The organism is Butyrivibrio sp. (assembly GCF_017940685.1).
Classification (GTDB): domain Bacteria; phylum Bacillota; class Clostridia; order Lachnospirales; family Lachnospiraceae; genus Butyrivibrio.
Map to the genome: position 1 here is coordinate 1 of NZ_JAGAYD010000277.1, position 25,276 is coordinate 25,276.

Here is a 25,276-nt window from a genome sequence, read left to right on the forward strand (position 1 = left end):
TAGAGCAGAGGACTGAAAATCCTCGTGTCGTTGGTTCGATTCCGACTCTAGGCATCTTTTTTATTAATCTCAGCGTGAAGTGATCGCTGGGATTTTTTTATTGCCACTTAGCTATGCTATAATTCTCTTATCAACACTTATGAGGGCATGATAATGAGAGATAATAAACGAAAGTTTGTAGCAATAACTCTGACTATAGCTTTATTAATATCTGGATGTGGCAATTGGAATTTTAAAACTCCGGATGATATAGAAGATCAGGATGCAGCAAGTACAACAATTGAAGAAGGAAAATACCCGGTAACATGGAATCTTTCATCTGTTTACTCAGGTGAGGAGGAATGGATGAAGGATTATGAAAAAGTTTTGGACATGTATAAAGGGTATGACGAATTCAAAGGTAAGCTCAATACTCCTGAAGTGATAAACGATTATTTCAACTATGCATACTTTGGGGAGTTGACAAAAACACAGGAAAAACTTGGAACCTACGTTAATCTTTTAGGGTTATTAGATACGACGGATCCGCTTTATAAGAGGCTGTCATCAAAATATAATGACCTTCTAAATAAAGAAGATGAGTATAACGGATTTTCTGACGATGAATTATTCTCCCTATCCTTTGAAGAGAGAAAAGAGATTTTCTCAGATCCGATATTTAATGATGATACCAGGTGGCTTAGCAGATATCTCACAGAAGACTTTACGCCGCTTTCAGAAGATGAAGAAGAAATTATCTTTAATCTATCAAGGGGCTTAGGATATGGTTCCTACACATTCGACATATTAAATAATGTTGAGCTTCCTTATCCAGAGATAACCATGCCAAATGGTGATGAAGATATTCTTGATGACGAGTTGTATCTGGAGATTTTGGGAAATCCAGACTATAGCGATGAATTCAAAGAAACCACACATAAGCTTTTCTACTCAAGGTACGCTAATTTTGCCAATACTTTCGCGGCTCTTTTGGAACAGAATTGCAATGAAGCTTATTCCTATGCAGTTATTGACGGATATGGTTCAACAAAGGAATCAGAACTTGATAGTTATGGGCTGACAACAGATATATATGATATGCTCATGGATGCAGCTCACAAAAACATGGATGAGCAGCACAGATATTATGAATTACATGCTAAGGCATGTGGACTTGAAAAGCAGCATGTACAGGATCTTTTCATAGTTCCATCAAATTTCCAAAGAGGAAAGACATCCTATGATGATGCAGTGGATGAGGTGACAAAAGCTCTGTCTGTTCTTGGAGATGATTATGTCGCACATTTTACAAAAATGGTAAACAGTGGCCAGGTAGATGTGTATCCAACAGAGACAAAGAAAAGCGGAGCAGCAGAAAACACCTATAGTTTGGAATATTTACCCTGGGTGTACTTTAATTACAAAGGATATTCGGATGATATTTCCACAATAGCCCATGAAATGGGACATGCGGTTTACGACATGTATTCTGTGGAAAACCAGTATCCAAAATATACACAGCCTACTATCTTCACCCACGAGGTTGCATCCACCACAAATGAGCTTTTGTACTACAGCTACATGATAGACAACGCAAAAGACGATGAAGAAAAGCTCTATTACCTGGACAATGCAATCAACATGTTTACAGGAACTTTTTTCAGGCAGATGATGTACTCTGAATTTGAGGATTACATGTACGATGTCGTGGAAAATGGCGGCTCTTTAGATGCAGAAGAAATGAAAGAAAAATGGCTGGAGCTGAGTGAACTTTACAGAGGGGACTCTGTTGAGTACTACCAGGAAGATGGCTACTACTGGGCAAAAGTAAGTCATTACTATACGCCATATTATGTATATCAGTATGCGGCAGACATAGCCTACGCTGCATCCATTGCACAGAGGATCACAAGCGGGGATAAAAAAGCGCTTGATGACTATATCGCATTTTTAAAGCTTGGGGACTCAAAGTCTCCCACAGAGCTCTTAAACGTAGCTGGTGTAGATCCATTATCTGAAAAGACATATGATGATGCTATGGAATTCTATAAAGAGCTTCTAGATCAATATGAGAAGCTGATAGAAAACAGGTAAAGATTTTACTTAGAATTTTCAGGTTTTTTATACTTTATTATTCATTGTATGTTATCATGAAGACACTTAAATAATGCTATCATTGGAAATTATGCGCTAGCGCCTGGAGATACATATGCATCATTTAGACGAAGAGGAAAAAGAGATCATCAAAAAGTTTCTGGATGTGAAGGGTTATGATCCAAATGCTTTTGATCCTGATCTACTTAATGAACTGGAAGCAGATAAAGAGTATCAGCACGTACTGACTGAGTACGGAGCAGATATTTTAGGCTCAGATAACTATTTAAAGTTAAAGAGTTTTATTCAGCATGGAAATGTTACAGTATTTGAACACAGTATCCATGTGGCTTTGTGTGCTATAAAGCTAAATAGAAAAATGGGAGTTGGCGGAAGAGAGCGCGAGATAGTAAGAGGAGCTCTGCTGCACGACTATTTCCTCTATGACTGGCATGATGGAGAGGCTCCGGGGAATATTCATCCCAAGCTCCATGGATTTTATCATCCGGGAATAGCCTTAAGAAACGCCACAAGAGATTTTGCATTATCTGAAAGAGAAAAAGAAATAATAAGAAAGCATATGTGGCCACTTACAGTAAAACCACCGCGCTGCAGAGAAGCATGGGTTGTCTGCATGGCTGACAAATATGCATCAACGCTGGAGACCTTAAAGCTCAAGAAGGGAAAGATAAGAGTCAATTATGCCTGATATTTACCAGGAACTATTGAAACTGGCTGATAGTGATATGTATCCGCTTCACATGCCAGGACATAAAAGGAACTTAGAAAGCACCCCGTTAAAGGGTGCTTTTCGCTGTGATATAACAGAAATAGATGGCTTTGATAACCTTCATGATGAGAGCGGAATAATACTTGAGGCAGAGAAAAGAGCTAATAGCCTTTATGGGGCAGATGAGACCTATTTTCTGGTAAACGGCAGCACTAGCGGAGTGTTAAGCGCACTGTCAACTGCAGTGCCAGATGGTGGAGTGGTCCTGGCAGCCAGAGGAAGCCATAAGTCTTTTTACCATGGGGCATATTTAAGGCATCTGGATATCGAATATCTGCCAGTTAAGATGATAGATAAATATGGAATTTTTGATGGGTACAGCGCAGAAGAAGTTGAAAATGCGCTAAGTGAGCTTGGGAGAATACCAGATGCAGTTTTCATCACTTCTCCAACCTACGAGGGAAAGTGCTCAGATGTTAAGGGCATAGCGAAGGTCTGCCACAAAAGAAATATTCCCCTGATAGTAGATGCTGCACATGGAGCTCACTTCGGACTTGGGGAGGGCCTTCCTGAAAGCGCAGTTACGGCTGGAGCTGACATAGTGATACATTCTCTACACAAGACGCTCCCATCCATGACTCAGACTGCCCTCATACATGTAAGTGGTGATATTGTCCCCAAAGCTCTTTTAAAGAGATTTCTTAGAATATATCAGTCAAGCAGCCCATCCTATGTGCTTATGTCATCAATTGATCTATGCATAAAAGAGCTTATGGAAAAGAAAGAGCAGTATGTTAAAAAGCTCTTGGAATATAGAAAGAGACTGGAACTGAGCACAAGAGACTGCCAAAAAGTCCGGATAGTTGGTACAAATGAGCTTGAAGATCCGTCAAAAGTCCTTATTTTTGTGGATTCTGGGGAAATGACAGGTCACGAGTTATATGATATACTTCGTGAGGAATATGGACTGCAGCTTGAAATGGCAGGGGAGAGATATGGGCTTGCCATTATTACTGGTTGGGATACAGATGAGGGGATAGAGAGGCTTCTTAAGGCAATTTGTGAAATAGACAAAAGGCTGGAAGGAAGTAAGACCCTCAAAACTGGCAACAAAGCCGGATATTTACTACCCAAAAAAGAGATGCCACTACATAAGGCCTGGGATCAGGATACTGAAGAGATCTGTCTTGAGAATGCCAGAGGCAGGATTGCAGGAGATTTTGTGAACTTGTATCCGCCAGGAATTCCAATGATAGTTCCTGGAGAGGTGATAGACGAGCGGCTCATCGAACAGATCAAAGGGTGCATTGACCAGGGACTGAATGTCCAGGGCATTTCAGATGCCAAAACAAGCGAAAATAAGGGTATAATAGGAAAGAGAGAGATTACATGCGTAAAACAAAAATAATCTGCACAATAGGTCCTGCAAGTGAGAATGAAGACAAGCTAAAAGAACTCATGCTTGCTGGTATGAATGTTGCAAGATTTAACTTCTCACATGGTTCACATGATGAGCATAGAAGAAAGTTTGACAGAATAAGGAAGCTGAGAGATGAGCTGAACCTTCCAGTTGCAACAATGCTGGACACAAAGGGACCAGAGATCAGACTAAGAGACTTTGAAAACGGAAAAACTGAACTTAAAGCCGGTCAGACATTTACACTGACAGCAAGAGATATAAAGGGAACAGACAGCGAGGTTTCTATTACATATAAGGAGCTTCCAAATGACTGTAAGAGTGGAATGACCATCCTTTTGGATGATGGTCTTATCGAGCTGAAGGTAGAGAATGTTACAGATACTGACATTACCTGTACAGTTGTAAATGGCGGACCTATTTCAGATAAGAAGGGCGTAAACGTACCTGGAGCTGAGCTTACAATGCCTTATCTTAGTGAGCAGGACAGAAGTGATATCGAGTTTGGCTGCGAGCAGGGATTTGATTTTGTGGCAGCTTCTTTTGTAAGGACCAGGGCTGATGTTGAGGCAATAAGAGAGATCTTAAAAAAATACAACAGTCCAATGAAGATCATCGCTAAGATCGAGAGTACTCAGGGCATCAACAACCTTAAGGACATACTGGATGCAGCTGACGGAATCATGGTTGCCAGAGGCGACATGGGCGTAGAAGTTCCATTTGAAGAGGTTCCAGTGATCCAGAAGAAGATGATCAAGATGGCCGAGGCAGCAGGTAAGTATGTTATCACTGCAACTCAGATGCTGGATTCCATGATCCATCATCCAAGACCAACAAGAGCTGAGGTTACAGACGTTGCCAACGCTATCTACGACGGAACAACAGCTATCATGCTTTCTGGCGAAACTGCTGCTGGAGATTATCCTATCGAAGCCCTTAAGACCATGGCTAAGATAGCAGAGAGAACTGAAGCAGATATAGATTATATCGGAAGACTTAAAAAGAGAGACTACGCCCCAAGCGATGATACTACAGCTATTTCACACGCTACATGTAATATCGCAGCAGAGGTGGATGCTGATGCTATTCTTACTGTAACAATGTCAGGATTTACAGCAAGCATGGTTTCAATGTACAAGCCAAATTGCCAGATCATTGCCTGCACCACCAATCCAACAGTATGCAGACAGATGAATCTTATGTTTGGAGTTCTTCCTCTCCATATCAGACAGGAAGACACAGCAGATGAGTTGTTCAAGGAAGCAATAAGCTCAGCCAAGAACGCAGGTTACCTTAAGAGCGGACATAAGGTTGTCCTTACTGCAGGTGTTCCTCTTGGAATCCCTGGAAGGACCAACATGATCAGAGTAGAAGAAATCTAAAGAAACAGGACAGGAATTGTTATGGGAAAGATTTTCCTTCTGATGGGAAAGAGCACCTCAGGAAAAGATACAATATACAGGAATTTAATAGAAGATGAGAGCCTCTTCCTTAAGAAGGTTGTTCCCTACACCACAAGGCCACAGAGATCTGGCGAGACTGATGGAGTTCAGTACTTTTTTAAGACTGAAGAAGAGTATCAGGACTTAAAGAGAAATGGCCAGATCATCGAGGAGAGGACCTACCACACCAACTACGGCGAGTGGAGGTACTTTACCGTGGATGACGGACAGATAGCTCTCTCTGATGGGGACTATCTTGTGATCGGAACTTTAGAATCCTACTGCTATATAAGAGATTATTTTGGAAAAGAAAATGTGGTTCCCCTTCTCATTGATGTAGAGGCAAGGATCCGCCTTGAGAGAGCCATGAAAAGAGAAGGCAAGCAGGAAAATCCTAGGTATGACGAGATGTGCAGAAGATTTCTTGCTGACGAGGAAGATTTTTCCGAGGACAAGCTTAAGACAGCAGGGATTGATACAAGATTTCCAAATAACGACAAAATAGAGGACTGCATCAGCAGTATCAAAGCATTCATTCTTTCTAAAAAAGCTTAACTAATTGGGGAGGGCTTAGAATGGATATTAAAATAAATAATATCACTCCGTCAGCCCAGACACCTGCACCAGAACAGGTACAGGAAGCAAATGGCGATTTTAAGTTCATACTGACAAGTAAGCTTGAAGATTCAGACCTTGCGGAGCGCCTAAATCTCATGATGCAGGATATTATCCAGCAGGGTGAACGCATATCCAAGAAAAATGACATCAAGGATATGCAGAGGTACAGGATCCTTATCAAGGACTTTATGAACGAAGTGGTGACCAGGTCCCATGTCTTTTCCAGAGAGAACTTCCTTGACAGGAAGGGACGCCACAGAGTTTATGGTATCATCAGGCAGGTTGACAAGGAGCTGGATGAGCTTGCCCAGGAACTTGTAAAAGATGAATGCAACAATATCGATATCTTAGCTAAGATTGGACAGATACAGGGGTTATTACTTGATATATTCACTTGAGGGGAGCAGTAATGGCGGATTTTTCCGATATATATGATCAGCAGCAGATGAAGGAGCATATGCAGTATGTGCTGAAAACTGATAAGGCATCTCATGCCTATATCATTTCCGGAGAAGATGGATCGGGAAAAGAGTTTATCGCCAGGGTTTTTGCAAAAGCCCTTCAGTGCAGTAACAAACAAGAAAAGGATGGAGAAATAGAAAGCTGCGGTCTTTGCCCATCCTGCATTAAGGCCATGTCTGACAACCATCCTGACATCATCACAATAACTCATGACAAGCCCGCCAGCATTGGCGTTGATGATATAAGGCTGCGTCTTCGTGATGATGTCGTAATAAAGCCCTATGAGAGCAAATACAAGATTTACATCATTCCTGAAGGGGAAAAAATGACTATTGCAGCTCAGAACGCGCTACTTAAGACGCTGGAAGAGCCGCCTTCTTATATCGTTATCATTATTCTTACAAACAATCTGAATGCCTTTTTACCCACCATCATCAGCAGATGCATAGTTCTTCCAACAAGGCCTGTAAGGGATGAGGTCATAAAAAAGTACCTTATGGAGAACTGCCATGTGGTGGATTATAAGGCAGAGCTCAGCGCTGCTTTTGCAAGAGGAAATATTGGAAAAGCCTTAGAGCTGTCTTCAAATGAGCGCTTTGAAAACCTGAAAAACGAAACCATAGACCTGGTGGTCAAGCTTGAAAACCTTGAGATCTATCAGATGATGGAAAGAGTCCATGCTCTGCTTGAACCAGTTGACGGGGAAGAAAAGAATGCCAAGAAGGGCATTGATATGAGGCAGTATGAGGACTTTGTTGATATACTACTTTTCCTGTTCAGAGATATGCTGGTGTTCAAGGCCACAGAGAACACGGATCACTTGATTTTCACTGATAAGGTATCGTATATTAGTAGTGTTACAAAGAAGTGCAGTTATGATGATATAAGCAGTATCCTGAAGGATATTGATATAGCAAAAAATCGCATATCTTCAAATGTAAATATAGATTTAGCCTTAGAGCTTATGCTCATTGGCATTAAGGAGCATTTATGACAAAAGTAATCGGCGTAAGATTCAGATCTGCCGGCAAGATATATTTCTTTTCACCAGGGAAATATGTGATCAAAAAAGGTGATCACGTCATTGTAGAGACTGCAAGGGGCGTGGAGTACGGAACTGTTGTAACACCTATTCAGGAGATAGAGGACGAGAAGGTAGTCAAGCCTCTAAAGACAGTTCTTAGAACCGCCAGCACCAAGGATGACGAGCAGGAGGCTGGCAACAGGGAAAAAGAAAAAGAGGCATTCAGGGTTTGTCTTGAGAAGATAAAAAAACATAATCTCGAGATGAAACTCATAGATGCAGAGTATACTTTCGACAACAACAAGATATTGTTCTACTTTACAGCTGATGGAAGGATTGACTTCAGGGAACTGGTCAAGGATCTGGCAGCAGTATTTAAAACAAGGATAGAGCTCAGGCAGATCGGTGTAAGGGATGAGACCAAGATCATCGGTGGCTATGGTATTTGTGGAAGACCTCTTTGTTGTCACTCTTATCTTTCTGACTTTGTGCCTGTATCGATCAAGATGGCCAAAGAGCAGAGCCTTTCACTTAATCCCACCAAGATATCAGGTGTCTGTGGAAGACTTATGTGCTGTCTTAAGAATGAAGAGGATGTTTACGAGGAACTTAACCGCAAGATGCCTGGAGTGGGTGATTTCTGTACTGCTAAGGACGGGCTTTCCGGAGAGGTTTCAAGTGTCAACATCTTAAGGCAGACCGTGAAGATCCTTGTGGATGTGGATGATGAAAAAGAGGTTCACGAGTACAAGCTCGAGGAACTTGAGAATATCAAGAAGAGACAGAAGAAAAAGAATAATAACGGTAACGCCAGGAAGGGTTCCAAGGAAGACGAAGAGATGAAGGAACTCGAGAAGCTTGAGAAGATCGAAAAGCAGGAAGGAAAGTCTAAGCTTGGGGACAATTGAGCTAAAGGACTCGGAGAGACTTGATGACCTTCAGAGAAATGGACTTAAGATAATCCAGGACCCGGAGAGATTTTGTTTTGGGATGGATGCAGTTCTTTTGTCTGGGTTTGCCAATGCAAAAGAGGGCGACAGAGTGCTTGATCTTGGAACAGGAACAGGTATCATACCGATCCTGATGTCTGCTAAGACAGGGGCCAGGGAGCTCATAGGTCTTGAGATCCAGGAAGAAAGCGCAGACATGGCAAGAAGGAGCGTAAGGCTCAACGATCTTGAAGACAAAGTAAAAATAGTACAAGGCGATATTAAGGAGGCAGGGCAAATTTTTGACGCTGCCTTTTTTGACGTGGTCACAAGTAATCCACCTTACATGATAAACAGCCACGGACTTCAAAATCCTGACGCCCCAAAGGCTATAGCAAGGCATGAAGTGTGCTGCAGCCTGGAGGATGTGGTGGCAGCAGCTGCAAGGTGTCTTAAGAGCGGGGGAAAGTTCTACATGGTTCACAGACCCTTCAGGCTTGCGGAGATCATGGTGGTGATGCACGAATACAAGCTTGAGCCCAAGAGGATGCAGCTGGTTTACCCCTTTGTTGATAAGGAGCCAAGTATGGTGCTGATAGAGGGAGCCAGGGGTGGAAAAAGCAGGATCACTGTGGAGAAGCCGCTGATCATCTATGAGGCTCCAGGTAAGTACACTCCGGAGATCTACGATATCTACGGATACTAAAGATTGAGTGTTTTTTCGTGACAGGGGGACGGTTCTTTTGTCACATTGCATGCAACGTGACAAAAGAACCGTCCCCCTGTCACGAAAAAACCCCTTGAAGTATGAGGAAACAATATGACAGGAAAATTATACCTTTGCGCAACGCCCATAGGGAACCTTGATGACATGACTTTCAGGGTTTTGGAGACTTTAAAGTCGGTTGACCTGATTGCAGCAGAGGATACCAGAAACAGCATAAAGCTTCTAAATCATTTTGACATCCACACTGAGATGACGAGCTACCATGAGTACAATAAGTACGACAAGGCACAGTATCTGATCAGCAGGATGCAGGATGGTTTAAACGTTGCCCTTATCACCGATGCGGGAACTCCTGCAATCTCAGACCCGGGAGAAGTCCTTGTTGCAGAATGCCAGAAGGCAGGGATCACAGTAACATCTCTTCCTGGACCGGCGGCATGTATCACGGCACTGACACTTTCCGGTCTTTCCACCAGAAGGTTTTGTTTTGAAGGGTTCCTTCCTTCATCTGAGGACAAGAAGGCAAGAAAAAGAATCCTTGAAGACCTTAAGGATGAGAGCAGGACTATGATAGTTTACGAAGCGCCTCATCACCTGAAGGCTGCGCTTTCAGACCTTTATGAAACATTAGGAGACAGACGGATCTCCATCTGTAGAGAGCTCACCAAGAAGTTTGAAGAGGTTAGACCAACAACCATCAGCGAGGCGATTGCTTTTTACGAGGATAATGAACCAAGAGGTGAGTATGTTCTTGTGATCGATGGAAAGAGCCTTAAGGAGCAGGACGAAGAGACAAGGCAGAGCTTTATGGATATGAGCCTTGAAGAGCACATGGCAATTTACGAGAGTCAGGGGCTTTCAAGGAAGGATGCCATGAAGAAAGTGGCTTCTGACAGAGGCGTTGGGAAAAGGGATATTTACCAGGCTCTGTTAGATGGCGAAAAGAGCTGAGGTTTTAGAGAACTTTTATACATAAAACGCGCCAAAATACCTTGTGAAAATATTGACTTTGTAGTATAAATGAAGTATCGGCGCTGATTTGCCGAAAAATTTAATAGTGTATCTGCGAATTATCTGGATATTATCACATATCAGATTTTTCGTACAAAAAAATCATAAAGAAAAGAGGTTAACTAAATGGCAAACATCGATTTAACCAAGTATGGTATCACAGGAACAACTGAGATCGTACACAACCCTTCCTATGATGATCTTTACACAGAGGAAATGAAGCCAGAACTTACTGGTTACGAGAAGGGTGTTGATACTGAGCTCGGCGCTGTTAACGTTATGACAGGTATCTACACAGGACGTTCACCTAAAGACAAGTACATCGTTATGGATGAGAACTCCAAGGACACTGTATGGTGGACATCTGAGGAGTACAAGAATGACAACCACCCAATGAGCGAGGAAGTTTGGGCTAAGGTTAAAGAGATTGCTAAGAACGAGCTTTGCAATAAGAGACTTTTCGTTGTTGACGCTTTCTGTGGCGCTAACAAGGACACTCGTATGGCTGTTCGTTTCATCGTTGAGGTTGCTTGGCAGGCTCACTTTATCAAGAATATGTTCATTCAGCCTACAGAGGCAGAGCTTGCATCATTTGAGCCTGACTTCGTAGTATACAATGCTTCACTTGCTAAGGTTGATGACTACAAGGCACTTGGACTTAACTCTGAGACTTGCGTAGCATTCAACATCACAAGCCGTGAGCAGGTTATCATCAACACATGGTACGGCGGAGAGATGAAGAAGGGTATGTTCTCAATGATGAACTACTACCTTCCTCTTAAGGGAATTGCTTCTATGCACTGCTCAGCTAACACAGATATGAACGGTGAGAACACAGCAATCTTCTTTGGCCTTTCTGGAACAGGTAAGACAACTCTTTCAACAGATCCTAAGAGACTTCTTATCGGTGATGACGAGCACGGCTGGGACGACAACGGAGTATTCAACTTCGAGGGCGGCTGCTATGCTAAGGTTATCGGCCTTGATAAGGATTCAGAGCCTGATATCTACAACGCTATCAAGAGAGACGCTCTCCTTGAGAACGTTACTGTAGCTGCTGATGGAAAGATTGATTTCGATGACAAGTCAGTTACAGAGAACACTCGTGTATCATATCCTATCAACCACATCAAGAACATCGTTCTTAATGTACATCCTACATCATCAGGCCCTGCAGCTCAGAATGTTATCTTCCTTTCAGCTGATGCTTTCGGAGTACTTCCTCCAGTATCAATCCTGACACCTGAGCAGACACAGTACTACTTCCTTTCAGGCTTTACTGCTAAGCTTGCTGGAACAGAGAGAGGTATCACAGAGCCTACACCTACATTCTCAGCTTGCTTCGGACAGGCATTCCTTGAGCTTCATCCTACAAAGTACGGTGAAGAGCTCGTTAAGAAGATGAAGAAGTCAGGAGCTAAGGCTTACCTTGTAAACACAGGTTGGAACGGAACTGGAAAGAGAATCTCCATCAAGGATACTCGTGGAATCATCGATGCAATCCTTAACGGCGATGTAAACAAGGCTGAGACAAAGAAGATTCCTATCTTCGATTTCGAAGTTCCTACATCTCTTCCTGGAGTTGATCCTGCAATCCTTGATCCTAGAGATACATATGCTGATGCTTCTGAGTGGGAGACAAAGGCTAAGGATCTTGCAGAGAGATTCATCAAGAACTTCAAGAAGTATGAAGGCAATGACGCTGGTAAGGCTCTTGTAGCTGCTGGCCCAAAGCTTTGATCTGCTGAGAATTTAATAGAATCTTAATAAAACTATCATGGCGCTGTGCTTTTTTAGCACGGCGCCTTTTTGTATAATATAGATAATTCGTCATCAAGATTAAGTTAATGTGTCTGGAAAAAGGAGCCGCTTAATGAAGTATTGCTATATAAATGAAGAGAACTTCCAATATTTCAAACCTCTTCTGCAGGAGGATCAGCAAAATAGAATGATGTCTGATCCATCTATTTTTGGCTTGGGATGCTATGACAAGGACACTGCCTGCGGGATCATTATGTATACCATGGATGAGGACTTGATGACCCTGAGGATACTTTATGTGGCAGTTTCTCTTTCTTATCAGGGCCAGGGCGTTGCCACTGATATGATCAGATCCCTGGCTGACAATGCATATGAACAAGGGTATATTACATTAGCAAACTTTTTTGCAAAGGATAGTAACGACCCCAGATATGCGATGTTTGATAATACTGATGAATTCACAATAGAGCAAATGCCTGGTGGTGTATATTCAATGAGCAGCGACAAGCTAAAGGAAGTTGTTTATAAGATCCCGCCTGTTGAATATGATAAAAAGACTTCCGGTATAAGAACTACAATTTCCAATAGTCCGGGTCAGACAAAGAACCAGATATATGAGGCTTTAAAAGCTTCTGGCCTTGATATGGCCCAGATGAAGCCGTTTATTGATGAGGACCTTAGCTACGCTGTCATAGGTAAAGAAGGAACCCCTACGGGAATGGTGGTTATAAGTCATTATGCGGAGCAGCACTTATATGAACTCAGCTATATAACTGCTGTAGAGCGTGATACAATAGCAGATCTTTATAATATTATGGTCTATGCTGTTTCTGACACTTCAGACCGGATGGGGCCACAGGATATACTGCGTTTTTCAACGGCAGTAGAATCTGTTGACAGGTTGGCACAAAAATACTTTTCTGAAGATCTTAAGACAGAGCGTTTTTACAGAGCCGGTTATGATGGTGAGACTGTGGGGTGATAGTATATGAGCGATCTCTTAATTCAAAAAAAGCGGGAAGAGCAAACCTTTCTGAGGGAACAAACTCAAAAATGGACCACGGAAAATCAACTATTTGAGAATGATAAAAGTGATACTCAGGTTTACGATCACAGACATTATTCTTTTTTAGAACGTGACGAAAACAAAATAAACGGGTGCTATGGTGCTGGAATCGAGATCAAGAAGGAGGCAGAACCTGCGGCAGCTGTAGGGGACTGGGAAGTAGTCCAGCAGGAAAGAGAGCTTTCAAAGGCAGAAAAGAAGGTTGCGGAACAGGAGGCTAAGCTGTTCAAAAAGCAAAGTATGCTGACAGAGCTTAGAAATAATAATCCTGATGGTGCACCACTTAATGCCAAGGATGCTAAAAAGCTGGCAAAAGCAGAGGAAAAGTATTTCCAGGAAAAACTAAGTCTTATAGACCTTCAGGCTGAAGCCGATCTGGAGAAAGCCAAAACCGAAAAAGATAAGCTTGAGATAAGTGTTAATAAGTGCCAGGCTATCGTGGATGCGTGGACTGATTATACCAAGACTCTTAATATAGGTACATCAAAACGAAAAAGTGCAATAAAGCAAAAGGAAAAAGCACAGCTTGATCTGTACTGGGCCCAGTATAAGCTAAAGCTTGAAAATACAAAACCGGAAGAACAAAAGAAGGCAAATTCAAAATACAGACGTAAGGTTATTGAGGCATATTTGAAAAAGGGTATTTCAAAGAGTGATGAAAACTGTGAAGAAGACCATATTATCAAAACTGAGATAAACGGAAAGCCTGTTGAACTGGTAAATATGGGCAGAGCGTTCCTGGGTGGCACCAAGCCGACATACTATTATAAAGATATGAAATCAGGCAAGCAGTACCTTTACAAGAAAGCAGAAAACTGCTGTGGTATCTCAAAACCTGAAGGCGCCATAGTGACGGAGATAGGCGGAAAGCTCCAGCACATCGTGGATCCTGAACATGAAATACCAGCTGTTGGTATAAAAAATGCAAAGGGTGAATATATAGGATCCATTCAGGAGATCATGGATGTTACGAACAAGCCTACTATCGACCTTGACGCATGGCAGACTGAGTATGAAGCAAAAAGAAATCCTGATCCAGAGATCATAAAGAAGCCAGAAATTCAGAAGCAGCTGCTGATCTTTCACTGCGTAGACTGGCTGCTTTGTAACTTTGACACAAAGGGAGAGCATTTGCTCCAGAAAAAAGATGGGTCCTTTGTATCTATTGATAAGGAAGGCGGAATGAACAAGATACTTAAAGATGACGCCCAGACCATGAGCTGCACTTACAAGCCTCATAACCATGAGCCCATCTATAACATCTTTTTCAGGTACTACAGGGATAACAAGATTGACCTAGATCCCGGAGCCCTGAAGGCATTGGATGAAAAGATACATGCTGTTGAGACGTATTCCGAAGAGGAATATATGAAGATGTTTGAACCATATATCAAGCAGAGGAACAAGAATCCTAAGAAGATGAGGGAGAACATTTTAAGACGTAAGCAGAATCTGAGAGCGGAATATAATAAGTTCCTTGATTCCCTTCGAAAGGGGACAGTGCTTCCTAACAATATAAGGAGCGTCTGATTGTGCGACAGGTACAGGAATGATAATATACTAATTGTGGTATGTATTGGCCATAATAAAAGTAAAGGCAACTAACTGACAATGGAGAAAAAAAGAGAGTATTACCTGGATATTGCCCGTGTGGTATCAATGTTTGGGGTTATAATGGTGCACACTGGTGCCATCAGCTGGTATTCTGCTCCATTTGAGATTTATCCCTGGGGAGTTTTAAATATCTTTGATCTGCTGGGAAGATTCAGTGTTCCGGTATTTCTGATGATCAGCGGATATTTGTTTTTAAATCCCAAAAGGGAAGTAAGAGCCTTTGACATATTCACAAAGTACCTCCCAAGGCTATTGTGCGCATACATGTTTTGGTCGTTTCTCTATGCGGTCATTACCAGCGGGCTCTTTACATCAAGGTCTTTGTCAGGTGGTGTTTTAGAAAAACTACTTCACGACACTGTAGTAGGACACTATCACATGTGGTACATCTTTACCATAGCAGGGCTTTATATCATAACACCGGCGATCCGCCCTATAGCCACTGACAGAAAGGCACTCGGATACTTTCTTTTAGTATCCTTTGTATTAACCTATGTGATACCTACGCTTCAGCTGATACCTGCTGTATCAGAATACACTGCTCCGATCACATCAAGATTTGAACTAAGAAGCATCTCGGGCTACGTATTCTATTATATTGCCGGGTACTATTTTGCCACACAGGACCTGACCATCAAAACAAGAAAGATGATATATGCAGTAGGGATACTCTCAGTTTTGGCGATGTACTTTACAGTCACTACTATCATCATCAGGCAGCAGTATCCGACCCTTGTTTATCACGATTATTCAAATGCAGGAATGCCACTTTTTGGTATAGCTGTATTTGTGTTTCTAAGATACAGGTTCCAAAGTGTAAACCCAGACACAAGAATAATGAGAGTCGTGGTGCGGCTTTCAAAGATGAATCTTGGAATCTACCTGGTGCATGATTTTGGACTTATCCTGTTTAAGAAAGCTGGATTATCACCTGTAATGGGAACTCCGTTTATAATGGTTCCCCTGCTTGCGATCCTGGACTTTGCCATATCCGCCTTCGTCGTGTATGTGGTAAGCCATATTCCAGTATTAAAAAAATGGATCATATAAAAACAAAAGCGGCATGATCACATGTCGCTTTTGCTTTGGATATATTCTCTTGGGCTGTGTCCATCAACTTTTTTGAACACTTTGGAAAAATAGTAAGCAGACTCAAATCCAAGGGCATCTGCAACTTCATAGATCTTCATATCACCAGACAGGAGCATCTCTTTTGCCCTGTCTATTTTCTTGGTGTTAACATACTCAGAAAATCCAGATTCTGTGGACTTTTTAAACAGTACTGAAAGATAAGCTGGTGACAGGCCAAACACTTCAGCAACCTCATTGAGCTGGAGCTTACCGTTTAAGTTAAGGTCAATGTATTCCTGGATTGCAGTGATGAGCTTGTCCTTGCCAGAGCGACGGTTGGAACCTACGATGTGGCTAAATAGCCTTACGGGCTGAGCTGCATCTGTCTGCTGTCCGGCGGTTTTAGCTTCGTCGTAGGATACGGCAATATCAAGAGGCGCAGAAACTGCTGATCCGATTCCAAAGGTGATATCTGCCTTAAAGTAGCTGCTTATCATGGTTCTGGCATTTTCAAGGGCCTCTGTAATAAGGTCCATGGTTCCGGCAACAGGGGTATCTTCGTTGAACATGAAGACAATGGCAAAGTGCTGGATATCGATGGATACGATATTACAAGGAGCATGTCTTGAGATGATCTCCCTTGCCATGCTGATACTTGAGGAGTATACGTCAAGTGCAGCCTGGGTAAAAGAGCTGTCTGCGTCAGAAGCTGAATTTCCTGAGCTGATCTCTCCGTAAACCACAATATATCTGTTGTAGTCAAAGCGAAGGTTAAGGCGGTTTGCTTCAGATAAAAACACTTCTTCATTTCCAGTTAGGTGATTAAAGAGCTTTAGCATGAACTTTTGCCGGAGGTCCTCTAAGGAGCTTTCGCTGGGCGATACTTCTTTCTGCCCTGTAGATGGCTTGAATTCATCAATCCTCTGGATTGCTTTATTTATGGCTTTTGTAAGAGTCTCAGGGTTAAGCTCTATCTTAACAAGATAATCAACAGCTTCTCCAAGAAGAGCCTGTCTTGCCATCTCAAATTCTTCATAGGCAGTCAGCATTATAAAGGCAGGAACGATGCCATATTTTTTATGGGATTTGTTAAGAAGCTCAAGGCCAGTCATAACGGGCATTCTGATGTCGGCAATTACGATATCAGGGGGATCCATGGTGATAAGTTCCCAGGCCTCATGACCGTTGGAGGCAGTGCCAATAACTTCTATTTTGTCAGCCAGCTCTTTTGCCAGCATGCTCTTAAGTCCGATCTGGACAAGAGGTTCATCATCTACAATTAGTAATCTGTACATTATTTCTCCAAATATTATTTTCCACGGGGGAGAGTAAATCTCATGGTGGTATATACGGAAGGCTCACTTTCAATGGTGATGCCGTATCCTTCTCCAAAGGTGTACTTGATGCGTTCGTTTACATTGTACACACCAATCTGCTTAAAGAACTCAGTGCTGGTCTGGCTTTCACCAGAAAGAACGCTTTTAATCGAAGCCTTGGTCATGCCAACGCCGTTATCTGTAACATCTATTATAACATTTCCGTCTTTTTCGTAGGTGTGGATCAATATCCTGCCTGCGCTGCCCTTTGGCTCAATACCATGGAAAATGGCGTTTTCTACTATGGGCTGCAGGGAGAATCGATTTATCTTTTCGGTAAGAAGAAAAGCGTCATCTGTCTGATACTCAAGCTCAATGGTTCCGCCGTAGCGGTATTTCATAATGGTAAAATAGTCATCAACTAACGAGAACTCGTCTCCGATGGGGATGAGATCCTCAGTGCTCTTACTGATATTTTTCATAAGACGGGACAGGGACGTTGACATATCTGCGATTCCGTCAGAGCCCTGTATCGTTGCCATCCATTTGATAGTATTTAAGGTGTTGTATAAAAAGTGAGGATTGATCTGAGACTGAAGGACCTGATACTCCAGATCGTGCCTCTCTTTTTCATCAGCAAGCGTTGTCTCCATAAGGTCAGAAACGTTGGCAGAGAGGGAGTTTATGCCCTTTCCGATTTCACCAAGCTCGTTGTTCCACTCAAGGGTTTCATCCCTGGAAAAATCTCCCTGACCGATCTTTTCAAGGCGGCCGATAAGGCGATTAACAGGTTTGGTGATAGTCTGCTGAAGGAGGATGCTGAGAATAAGACCGGTAAACAAAATGATGGTAAAAATTATAAGGATCATGAGCTTATAAAAGTTCATCCTGCTGGTCAGGGCTTTTTCTGAAGGAAAATAGGAAATTATCCATCCGGTTTCAGGAAGGGTGTAGGCTATAACTCCTTCTGGAACTGTTGCTTTTACAAGAGTGCCGCCCATGTATCTGTAGGAGTGACCTTTACTGAAGGTCAGGAAAAGAGCATCATCCTCCGATAAAACAAAGTTCCTTAGGGCGCTTGTGATAACTCTTTCCGGGATATCAATGTAAACCCAGCCAAGGACTATTGAGGACGAAGAGCTGTATATGGGGCGGATGACAGGAATAACCCTGGGATTTCCACTTTTTGTAAGGGGGTTATCTACGAAACCAATCCATGTATATGAAGACTTGGTCACAAGTTCATCGAAGAAAACTGTATCCATAATGGTAATAGGTCCACTTAAAGAGCTCTGGGCGTCGCCACCTGATATACTCTGAAGATACTGCTTTCCGTCAGGAGTGGAAATGATGACTCTGTCTACATAGTTTCTTACGCCAATGATATTAAATTCATTATTGAGATGGTTCCATGCGGAAAGAGACAGCTTTTTTCCTGAATGCTCATCCTGGGTATAGGCTCTGTTTACAGTCTGAAGATAGTTTTCTAAAGTACTGTCGAGACAGATCCAGTTGGCAAAGGTAAGGACACTGCTGATGTCGGAGTCAAGATCGTTTCCAAGTACATGTATATTGGTAAGAGCTGATTGCTGCTGATTTTCTTTTAAATAGCGCACGGAAAGAACATAGCTAAGAGATGCTACGGAAAGGGCTAAGATCAGGGCAAATCCCATGGCCCAGATGATTATTTTGTTTCTTATAGAGTGTTTTTTTCCCCGCATAGCTATAGTTTAGAGCAGGGAAAAGATAAATAAAATACATTTTTATATAAAAAAATTGCATTATTTTGTCAACAAGAGTTAAAGATTGTACATTCTTAAATGTTTTTTCGAATTATAAAATAACAGTGAACAAACGAGTAGCCGCAAAGCGGCAAATTGTAAAGGGAGGTTTTTTCCATGAAAAAGAGAATTCTTAGTTCAATTCTTGCTATGGCCATGGTCGTAGCCAGCATTACTGCATGTGGCAGCGCAGCGGAGCAAGCTCCAGCAGAAGCACCTGCAGCAGAAGCTCCAGCAGCAGAGGCTCCAGCAGCTGAACCTGCAGCAGAGCCAGCAGCTGATACAGCAGCATCTGACGAGCCAGTAAATCTTAAGTGGGCTCTTTGGGATGTATCAAGCACAGTTTACTATCAGCCACTTATCGATGCTTACACAGCAGCTCATCCAAACGTATCAATCGAGATGGTTGACCTTGGATCAACAGATTACAGCACAGTACTTGGAACACAGCTTTCAGGTTCTGGATCAGACTTCGACGTAGTTACAATCAAGGACGTTCCTGGTTACGTTTCACTTGTTAACAAGGGAGTACTTGAGCCACTTAACGATCGTATCGCAGCTGACGGCGTAGATCTTTCACTCTACAACGGCGTTACAGATCAGGTTACAATCGACGGAAACCTTTATGAGCTTCCTTTCAGATCAGACATCTGGGTTCTTTTCTACAACAAGGACATCTTTGATAAAGCAGGCGTTGACTACCCTACAAATGATATGACATGGGAAGAGTATGACAAGCTTGCAAGAAGCGTAACAGATACAACTCCTGGTGCTGAGATCTACGGATCACACTACCACACATGGAGATCAACAATCCAGCTTGATGGTATCCTTGATGGCAAGCACACAATCGTTGATGGCGATTATGAGTTCACAAAGCCTTACTACGAGATGGTTCTCAATCAGCAGAAGGACGGTGTCTGCATGGATTATGCAACACTTAAGACACAGGGTCTTCACTACTCAGCAGCATTTGCTCAGGGTAACGTAGCTACAATGAACATGGGATCATGGTTCATCGCAACGCTTATCCAGAAGATCAAAGACGGCGAGTACACAGACTGCACAAACTGGGGTATTGTTAAGTATCCTCATGCAGAAGGTGTAGAGCCTGGTTCAACTCTTTCAACAATCACAGCTCTTGCAGTTCCTACATCAGCTCCTAACAAGGATGCAGCTTGGGATTTCGTTAAGTTCGTATCTGGCGCTGAAGGTGCAGAGGTTATGGCTTCTACAGGTAACATCCCAGCTATGACAAACGACAAGATCGTTGATCTTATCGCATCAATGGATGGATTCCCAACAGACGATGCTTCTAAGGAAGCTCTTGTAACAAGCCACACATACCTTGAGATGCCTGCAAACGACAAGTCATCTGAGATTGAGACAGTTCTCAACGAGCAGCATGACCTTATCATGAACGAAGAGACAAGTGTTGATGATGCAATTGCAGCTATGAACGAAGGTGTTCAGGCAGTCCTTGCACAGTAATACACTTAGATAGTCAGGATTAAAGACAGGGCACTTGAATAATCAGTTTGAATTCAAGTGCCCTTTTTATAGAAATGAGGAGTTACTAATGGCAGCTGAGCTTACTGCGATGGAAAAGAATATGAAGAGAAGAGCCAGAAGAAGAAATCTGGTAGCATATTCTTTTATTGCACCAAACTTCATTGGATTTGCAATATTTACCTTAGGTCCTATAGTGCTTGCACTTCTCATGTCCTTTGCGGAGTGGGATGGAAGCAACGCCATGAAATTTGTGGGACTTCAGAATTTTGTAAATATCTTTAAGGATGACAGATTCATTGCATCACTTAAAAACACTATTGTGTACAGTATCTTTACAGTGCCTATCACGCTTGCTATGGCACTGGGACTTGCTATCCTTCTTAATCAGAAGATAAAAGGAAGAGATTTCTTCAGGACTGTAGCTTTCTTTCCTTATGTAGCTTCACTGGTTGCAGTGGCTGCAGTTTGGAACATGCTCTTTACCCCTGCTAAGGGCGGTATCGTCAATCAGATCCTGATGAATGTATTTCATGCAGCGCCTCTTAAGTGGGCAGCTTCATCAAGTACTGTAATGTTGACTATTATCATGTTCTCAGTATGGAAGAACATGGGCTATTATATGGTAATTTATCTGGCGGGACTTCAGGGAATCAGTGAGGACCTCTACGAGGCAGCAGCTCTTGACGGAGCAAGCTCCATGCAAAAGTTCATTCACATCACCATCCCTCAGCTTCGTCCAACAACTTTCTTTGTAACCATCATGCTGACCATCAATTGCTTCAAGGTATACGACATCGTATACATGCTGGCAGGTGGTTCTAACGGCGTTGTAAATAAGAGCGCAATGGTGCTCGTATTCTACATCTACGAGGAAGCTTTCAGAAACTGGAAGCTGGGACAGGCATCAGCATCAGCTCTTGTGCTCTTTGCCATTGTACTTGTTGTAACCATCATCCAGTTCAGGGGTGAAAAGAACTACGCTAACGATTAATCCGGGAGGAAATTCACGTGAAAAGCAAAAAAGCAAACAGAACCATAGGAAAAGTAATAATCTATGTGATGCTTATCCTCCTGGCACTTATCATGTTGGTGCCCTTTGTATGGATGATATCAGCATCCCTTAAGTTCAATAAAGACGTATTTGTAATACCTTTTGAGTGGATTCCCAAGGCTCCAAGATGGCAGAACTACATTGACATCTGGACCAAGATTCCTCTTGCAAAGTTCACTTTAAACACAGCAAAACTTACACTTATTGTTACCTGCCTTCAGCTTCTTACATCAAGCTTTGCAGCATACGCTTTTGCAAAGCTCGAGTTCAAGGGAAGAGATCTTTTGTTCCTTGCATATGTGGCAACTATCGCAGTGCCATGGCAGGTATACATGGTTCCTCAGTTCATGTTCATGAGAGGTCTTGGCCTTGCTGATACACACCTTGCTATCATTATTCTTCAGGCGTTTTCAGCATTTGGTGTATTTCTCATGAGGCAGTTCTATGAGGGAATTCCAGATTCTCTTTGTGAAGCAGCCAGGATTGACGGAATGACAGAGTATGGGATCTACGCTAAGATCATGATTCCCCTGTCCAAGCCAGCTCTTTCAACACTGATCATCTTCACCTTTGTTAATACCTGGAACGACTTCCTTGGTCCCCTCATCTATCTGACCACTGAGTCAAAAAAGACATTGCAGATAGGACTAAAAATGTTCATATCCCAGTATTCTGCTGAGTACGGTCTTATCATGGCAGCTTCTGTGTTATCATTAATACCAGTATTTATTGTGTTTATCTCACTTCAGAAATACTTTGTTGCAGGAATCACAACCGGAGCTGTTAAAGGATAACCTAAATGGGAAGAACGATAGTAAGTGATCATGTAAAAGAAACAAAGGGCGCAGGTATTTTTTCCCTGTACCCAAATATATCAAACAGAGAAAGCTGGGAGGGACTTCCTTCCCAGCTTAAAAAAGAAATAACAGAGGCTGGGCAGGAGGCGCAAAAAACCCCTTGGACCCAGCTTCTTATCTCTGATTTTACAGAGTTTTCAAAGTCTGGGAACAGGCTGGCCTTTGAGGATAAGTATTTTCCAAGAAGAAGGAAACTATCAGCCCTTGTTATGGCTGAGTGTGTAGAGAATAAGGGCAGGTTTTTGGATGATATCTTAGATGGCCTCTATCTTATTTTGGAGGAGACCACCTGGTGCCTTCCGGCCCACAACAGCTATATAAGGGACACCAAACAGGAGTATCTGCCTGATGAAAACAGGCCCATAATCGATTTGTTTGATGCAGAGACTGGCGCCTTTGTTGCCATGGCTGAATACCTTCTTCGTCCCCAGTTTGAAAAGATAAGTCCATATATTTGCAGCTATGTGGATAAGAGGCTTAACGACAGGATCTTTAAGCCATATTTTGCTGAGCATTTCTGGTGGATGGGTAACGGAAAAGAGCCTATGTGCAATTGGACTCCCTGGATAACCCAGAATGTTCTGCTTTCTGCCCTCACAAGAAAAGAGGACTTCTTTACTGAGGATGAGAGGCGAAAGTTTATTGAAAAGGCAGCAGTTTCCCTTGACTATTTCCTCGACGAATACGGCGATGACGGTTGCTGCAACGAGGGAGCCCAGTACTATTCCCATGCGGGACTTTGCCTGTTTGGGGCGCTGGAGATCATGAGAAATGCCCTGGATGATGGCTACGGCGAAAAGAAAAATCACTTTGCGGATGTATTTAAGGAGCCCCTTATCAGCAATATAGGCAGCTACATCGTCAAGATGCACGCTGCAGGAGACTATTACATTAACTTTGCTGACTGCAGCCCGATCTGCGGTAGGCGCACAGCCAGAGAGTACCTCTATGGAAAGGCTACAGGGGATGAAGCCCTTATGTCCTTTGCAGCGCTGGATTTTGCAAAAGCTTCCCTGTCTGAGAGACTTCTTTCCGATGAGATAAATCTCTTTTACCATGTGATGCAGGCCTTTAGCTGCGCCGAGATCCTTTCCTTTAAGGGAAAAGAAACTGCGCCCACAGACTGCTTTTTTGAAAGTACTGGCCTTATGATCGCCAGGGATGAGCGTTTCGTTTTGGCGGCAAAAGCAGGCAACAATGCGGATTCACACAATCATAATGACGTGGGATCCTTTACTGTCTACAAGGATGGAAGGCCCCTTATTATTGACCTTGGAGTAGAAACCTACAGGGCCAAGACCTTTTCAGATAAGCGCTATGAGATCTGGACCATGCAGTCCCAGTTCCATAACCTGCCAACCTTTTTGGAAGAGGGCTATGACGGAACGCTTGGTGCTGACTCCGCCGCTGACCTGTACGACAGTAGGATCGTCATGGAAAAAGATGGCATCAAATTCAAGGCAGCAGACGTATCCTGTGTTCTGAACAGAAAGCCTGAAAGAGATGGCACTTCACAAGAAGCAGTCTCTTTTGACACAGCTTCTTTGACAGAAGGCGTGACCGTCGCAAGTACTCTCAAAATGGACATTGCTCATGCATACGGAGATGATCGCATTAAAAGCTATGTCCGCGAAATCAGCCTGATAAAGGGCGAAGGCATAATGGTGAAGGACAGCTATGATGGTGATCTGGACGCCGTTCTTAGTATCATGACCTATGAAAAGCCTGAAATATTTAAGAACGATTCTTTAGGATCATCCCTTTCATTAAAGATGGGAGAAGCAGGTATTCTGGACATCCATGGGGCAGAGCTTGCAGGCTTAGAGCCTATTGAGATAACAGATCCGCGCCTTTCTATCGCCTGGAAACATGAGGTGTACAGGATCTTGGTTCGTATTAAGAAAGAGATCCTTATGACACTTATTTAAAACATGTCCGGATATCAAAATAAAAACAGTACAAGATAACACAATAATTGTCATATAAATTCATTAATATTTACTATCCGTATTTCTATAATGTAGTAAATATCATTTGACAACATATAGCAAAAGAGGAGGCTACATGAGGAAATTAACTGGGGAAGAACAAAAATGGGTTACAGATACGCTGGGGAAGATAAAGGACAAGATGGTTCCGGTAACGGAGCGCAATCTTGACAGCATTCCCTATACAACTACGGGCGGACGCTTTGATGATAAGTCAGAGAGCGACGTCTGCTGGTGGACCAACGGCTTTTGGGGAGGCGAGATGTGGCAGCTCTATAAGCTCACTGGAAATGAAATGTTTAAAAAGGAAGCCATCGGGGTTGAAGATAAGCTTGATAAGGTCCTTATGACCAATGAAGGCCTTGACCACGATAACGGCTTTAAGTGGCTTCCAACATCTGTAATAAGATACAAGCTTGAGAAAAACAAAGAGTCCTATAACCGCGCCATGCTGGCAGCAGGCAACATGGCTGGGCGCTTTAACCTTGCAGGTAACTTTATCCGCGCCTGGAATAACTGGGATGATGTGGACAGAAGAGGCTTTGCCATCATTGACTGTATGATGAACCTGCCTCTTTTATACTGGGCATCTGAAGAGACCACAGATCCAAGATTTAAGATGATGGCTGTAGCTCACGCAGATACTGCCATGAAGACTTTTGTAAGAGAAGACGGCTCTGTTAATCACATTGTTGTATTCGATCCTTTCACTGGCAAGATGGTAGAGAGCCTTGGAGGTCAGGGCTATGGCGTAGGCTCATCCTGGACAAGAGGCCAGAGCTGGGGAATTTACGGCTTTGCCCTTAGCTACGGATATACAGGGGAA

Annotated in this window: 20 protein-coding genes and 1 pseudogene; 19 read left to right on the forward strand and 2 right to left on the reverse strand. The window is 42.8% G+C overall.

Annotated features, from left to right (window positions below):
* Nucleotides 1-153 precede the first annotated feature (153 nt).
* The 14 genes from J6I68_RS16795 (at nucleotide 154) to J6I68_RS16860 (ending at nucleotide 15,924) form a co-directional block, all read left to right on the forward strand.
* Nucleotides 154-2,073: a M3 family metallopeptidase gene (locus J6I68_RS16795; RefSeq protein WP_292221991.1), complete on the forward strand. Its 1,920-nt coding sequence runs from the start codon at nucleotides 154-156 to the stop codon at nucleotides 2,071-2,073.
* 115 nt (nucleotides 2,074-2,188) lie between these two features.
* Nucleotides 2,189-2,782, forward strand: coding sequence for an HD domain-containing protein (locus J6I68_RS16800; protein ID WP_292221992.1), 594 nt, complete (start codon nucleotides 2,189-2,191; stop codon nucleotides 2,780-2,782).
* A complete protein-coding gene (locus tag J6I68_RS16805) occupies nucleotides 2,775-4,211 on the forward strand; it encodes an aminotransferase class I/II-fold pyridoxal phosphate-dependent enzyme (protein WP_292221993.1) in 1,437 nt (478 codons plus the stop codon). The genes J6I68_RS16800 and J6I68_RS16805 overlap by 8 nt, the downstream gene beginning before the upstream one ends.
* Entirely contained in the window at nucleotides 4,193-5,602 is a 1,410-nt protein-coding gene (gene pyk / locus J6I68_RS16810) for a pyruvate kinase (RefSeq protein ID WP_292221994.1), read from the forward strand. The genes J6I68_RS16805 and pyk overlap by 19 nt, the downstream gene beginning before the upstream one ends.
* A gap of 21 nt (nucleotides 5,603-5,623) precedes the next feature.
* Nucleotides 5,624-6,217 (forward strand): guanylate kinase, encoded by a 594-nt coding sequence (locus J6I68_RS16815; RefSeq protein WP_292221996.1) that lies wholly within the window; start codon nucleotides 5,624-5,626, stop codon nucleotides 6,215-6,217.
* 20 nt (nucleotides 6,218-6,237) lie between these two features.
* Nucleotides 6,238-6,678, forward strand: a complete 441-nt coding sequence (locus J6I68_RS16820) for a YaaR family protein (RefSeq protein WP_292221997.1) — start codon at nucleotides 6,238-6,240, stop codon at nucleotides 6,676-6,678.
* A gap of 11 nt (nucleotides 6,679-6,689) precedes the next feature.
* Nucleotides 6,690-7,736 (forward strand): DNA polymerase III subunit, encoded by a 1,047-nt coding sequence (locus J6I68_RS16825; RefSeq protein WP_292221999.1) that lies wholly within the window; start codon nucleotides 6,690-6,692, stop codon nucleotides 7,734-7,736.
* Nucleotides 7,733-8,674, forward strand: coding sequence for a PSP1 domain-containing protein (locus J6I68_RS16830; RefSeq protein ID WP_292222000.1), 942 nt, complete (start codon nucleotides 7,733-7,735; stop codon nucleotides 8,672-8,674). The genes J6I68_RS16825 and J6I68_RS16830 overlap by 4 nt, the downstream gene beginning before the upstream one ends.
* Before the next feature lie 82 nt (nucleotides 8,675-8,756).
* Nucleotides 8,757-9,401 carry a tRNA1(Val) (adenine(37)-N6)-methyltransferase gene (locus tag J6I68_RS16835; protein WP_292222018.1) on the forward strand — a complete coding sequence of 215 codons (645 nt, stop codon included), beginning with the start codon at nucleotides 8,757-8,759 and terminating at the stop codon, nucleotides 9,399-9,401.
* Between the two features lie 114 nt (nucleotides 9,402-9,515).
* The gene (rsmI, locus tag J6I68_RS16840; protein ID WP_292222002.1) at nucleotides 9,516-10,373 is read left to right on the forward strand and encodes a 16S rRNA (cytidine(1402)-2'-O)-methyltransferase; all 858 of its coding nucleotides are present in this window, start codon (nucleotides 9,516-9,518) and stop codon (nucleotides 10,371-10,373) included.
* Nucleotides 10,374-10,559: 186 nt separating this feature from the next.
* Nucleotides 10,560-12,173 (forward strand): phosphoenolpyruvate carboxykinase (ATP), encoded by a 1,614-nt coding sequence (pckA, locus tag J6I68_RS16845; RefSeq protein WP_292222003.1) that lies wholly within the window; start codon nucleotides 10,560-10,562, stop codon nucleotides 12,171-12,173.
* A gap of 133 nt (nucleotides 12,174-12,306) precedes the next feature.
* On the forward strand, nucleotides 12,307-13,176 hold the full coding sequence (locus J6I68_RS16850; RefSeq protein WP_292222005.1) for a GNAT family N-acetyltransferase: 870 nt from the start codon (nucleotides 12,307-12,309) through the stop codon (nucleotides 13,174-13,176).
* 6 nt (nucleotides 13,177-13,182) lie between these two features.
* A complete protein-coding gene (locus J6I68_RS16855; RefSeq protein ID WP_292222007.1) occupies nucleotides 13,183-14,790 on the forward strand; it encodes a hypothetical protein in 1,608 nt (535 codons plus the stop codon).
* Nucleotides 14,791-14,871: 81 nt separating this feature from the next.
* The gene (locus J6I68_RS16860; protein ID WP_292222008.1) at nucleotides 14,872-15,924 is read left to right on the forward strand and encodes an acyltransferase; all 1,053 of its coding nucleotides are present in this window, start codon (nucleotides 14,872-14,874) and stop codon (nucleotides 15,922-15,924) included.
* A gap of 17 nt (nucleotides 15,925-15,941) precedes the next feature.
* Here J6I68_RS16860 and J6I68_RS16865 read toward each other — a convergent pair whose 3' ends face one another.
* A complete protein-coding gene (locus tag J6I68_RS16865) occupies nucleotides 15,942-17,240 on the reverse strand; it encodes a response regulator transcription factor (protein ID WP_292222010.1) in 1,299 nt (432 codons plus the stop codon).
* A 14-nt stretch (nucleotides 17,241-17,254) separates the two neighbouring features.
* Entirely contained in the window at nucleotides 17,255-18,982 is a 1,728-nt protein-coding gene (locus J6I68_RS16870) for a sensor histidine kinase (RefSeq protein WP_292222011.1), read from the reverse strand.
* 177 nt (nucleotides 18,983-19,159) lie between these two features.
* On the opposite strand from J6I68_RS16870, the gene J6I68_RS16875 reads away from it, so the two are divergent.
* From J6I68_RS16875 to J6I68_RS16895, 5 genes and pseudogenes are all read left to right on the forward strand, one after another.
* A complete protein-coding gene (locus tag J6I68_RS16875; RefSeq protein ID WP_292222013.1) occupies nucleotides 19,160-20,533 on the forward strand; it encodes an ABC transporter substrate-binding protein in 1,374 nt (457 codons plus the stop codon).
* An 88-nt stretch (nucleotides 20,534-20,621) separates the two neighbouring features.
* Nucleotides 20,622-21,545 carry a carbohydrate ABC transporter permease gene (locus J6I68_RS16880; protein WP_292205969.1) on the forward strand — a complete coding sequence of 308 codons (924 nt, stop codon included), beginning with the start codon at nucleotides 20,622-20,624 and terminating at the stop codon, nucleotides 21,543-21,545.
* A 17-nt stretch (nucleotides 21,546-21,562) separates the two neighbouring features.
* Nucleotides 21,563-22,399: a carbohydrate ABC transporter permease gene (locus J6I68_RS16885; RefSeq protein WP_330622568.1), complete on the forward strand. Its 837-nt coding sequence runs from the start codon at nucleotides 21,563-21,565 to the stop codon at nucleotides 22,397-22,399.
* Between the two features lie 5 nt (nucleotides 22,400-22,404).
* On the forward strand, nucleotides 22,405-24,390 hold the full coding sequence (locus J6I68_RS16890; RefSeq protein WP_292222015.1) for a heparinase II/III domain-containing protein: 1,986 nt from the start codon (nucleotides 22,405-22,407) through the stop codon (nucleotides 24,388-24,390).
* A gap of 136 nt (nucleotides 24,391-24,526) precedes the next feature.
* Nucleotides 24,527-25,276, forward strand: a pseudogene (locus J6I68_RS16895) (glycoside hydrolase family 88 protein); the annotation flags it as partial.

Excerpts from the sequence above, each read along its gene's own strand:
- pyk (WP_292221994.1), top strand. The coding sequence starts at position 4,193 with ATGCGTAAAACAAAAATAATCTGCACAATAGGTCCTGCAAGTGAGAAT.
- J6I68_RS16800 (WP_292221992.1), top strand. The coding sequence starts at position 2,189 with ATGCATCATTTAGACGAAGAGGAAAAAGAGATCATCAAAAAGTTTCTG.
- J6I68_RS16795 (WP_292221991.1), top strand. The coding sequence starts at position 154 with ATGAGAGATAATAAACGAAAGTTTGTAGCAATAACTCTGACTATAGCT.
- J6I68_RS16815 (WP_292221996.1), top strand. The coding sequence starts at position 5,624 with ATGGGAAAGATTTTCCTTCTGATGGGAAAGAGCACCTCAGGAAAAGAT.
- J6I68_RS16850 (WP_292222005.1), top strand. The coding sequence starts at position 12,307 with ATGAAGTATTGCTATATAAATGAAGAGAACTTCCAATATTTCAAACCT.
- J6I68_RS16880 (WP_292205969.1), top strand. The coding sequence starts at position 20,622 with ATGGCAGCTGAGCTTACTGCGATGGAAAAGAATATGAAGAGAAGAGCC.
- J6I68_RS16855 (WP_292222007.1), top strand. The coding sequence starts at position 13,183 with ATGAGCGATCTCTTAATTCAAAAAAAGCGGGAAGAGCAAACCTTTCTG.
- pckA (WP_292222003.1), top strand. The coding sequence starts at position 10,560 with ATGGCAAACATCGATTTAACCAAGTATGGTATCACAGGAACAACTGAG.
- J6I68_RS16890 (WP_292222015.1), top strand. The coding sequence starts at position 22,405 with ATGGGAAGAACGATAGTAAGTGATCATGTAAAAGAAACAAAGGGCGCA.
- J6I68_RS16835 (WP_292222018.1), top strand. The coding sequence starts at position 8,757 with ATGGATGCAGTTCTTTTGTCTGGGTTTGCCAATGCAAAAGAGGGCGAC.
- J6I68_RS16825 (WP_292221999.1), top strand. The coding sequence starts at position 6,690 with ATGGCGGATTTTTCCGATATATATGATCAGCAGCAGATGAAGGAGCAT.
- J6I68_RS16870 (WP_292222011.1), bottom strand. The coding sequence starts at position 18,982 with ATGCGGGGAAAAAAACACTCTATAAGAAACAAAATAATCATCTGGGCC.
- J6I68_RS16830 (WP_292222000.1), top strand. The coding sequence starts at position 7,733 with ATGACAAAAGTAATCGGCGTAAGATTCAGATCTGCCGGCAAGATATAT.
- J6I68_RS16875 (WP_292222013.1), top strand. The coding sequence starts at position 19,160 with ATGAAAAAGAGAATTCTTAGTTCAATTCTTGCTATGGCCATGGTCGTA.
- J6I68_RS16805 (WP_292221993.1), top strand. The coding sequence starts at position 2,775 with ATGCCTGATATTTACCAGGAACTATTGAAACTGGCTGATAGTGATATG.
- rsmI (WP_292222002.1), top strand. The coding sequence starts at position 9,516 with ATGACAGGAAAATTATACCTTTGCGCAACGCCCATAGGGAACCTTGAT.
- J6I68_RS16865 (WP_292222010.1), bottom strand. The coding sequence starts at position 17,240 with ATGTACAGATTACTAATTGTAGATGATGAACCTCTTGTCCAGATCGGA.
- J6I68_RS16860 (WP_292222008.1), top strand. The coding sequence starts at position 14,872 with ATGGAGAAAAAAAGAGAGTATTACCTGGATATTGCCCGTGTGGTATCA.
- J6I68_RS16820 (WP_292221997.1), top strand. The coding sequence starts at position 6,238 with ATGGATATTAAAATAAATAATATCACTCCGTCAGCCCAGACACCTGCA.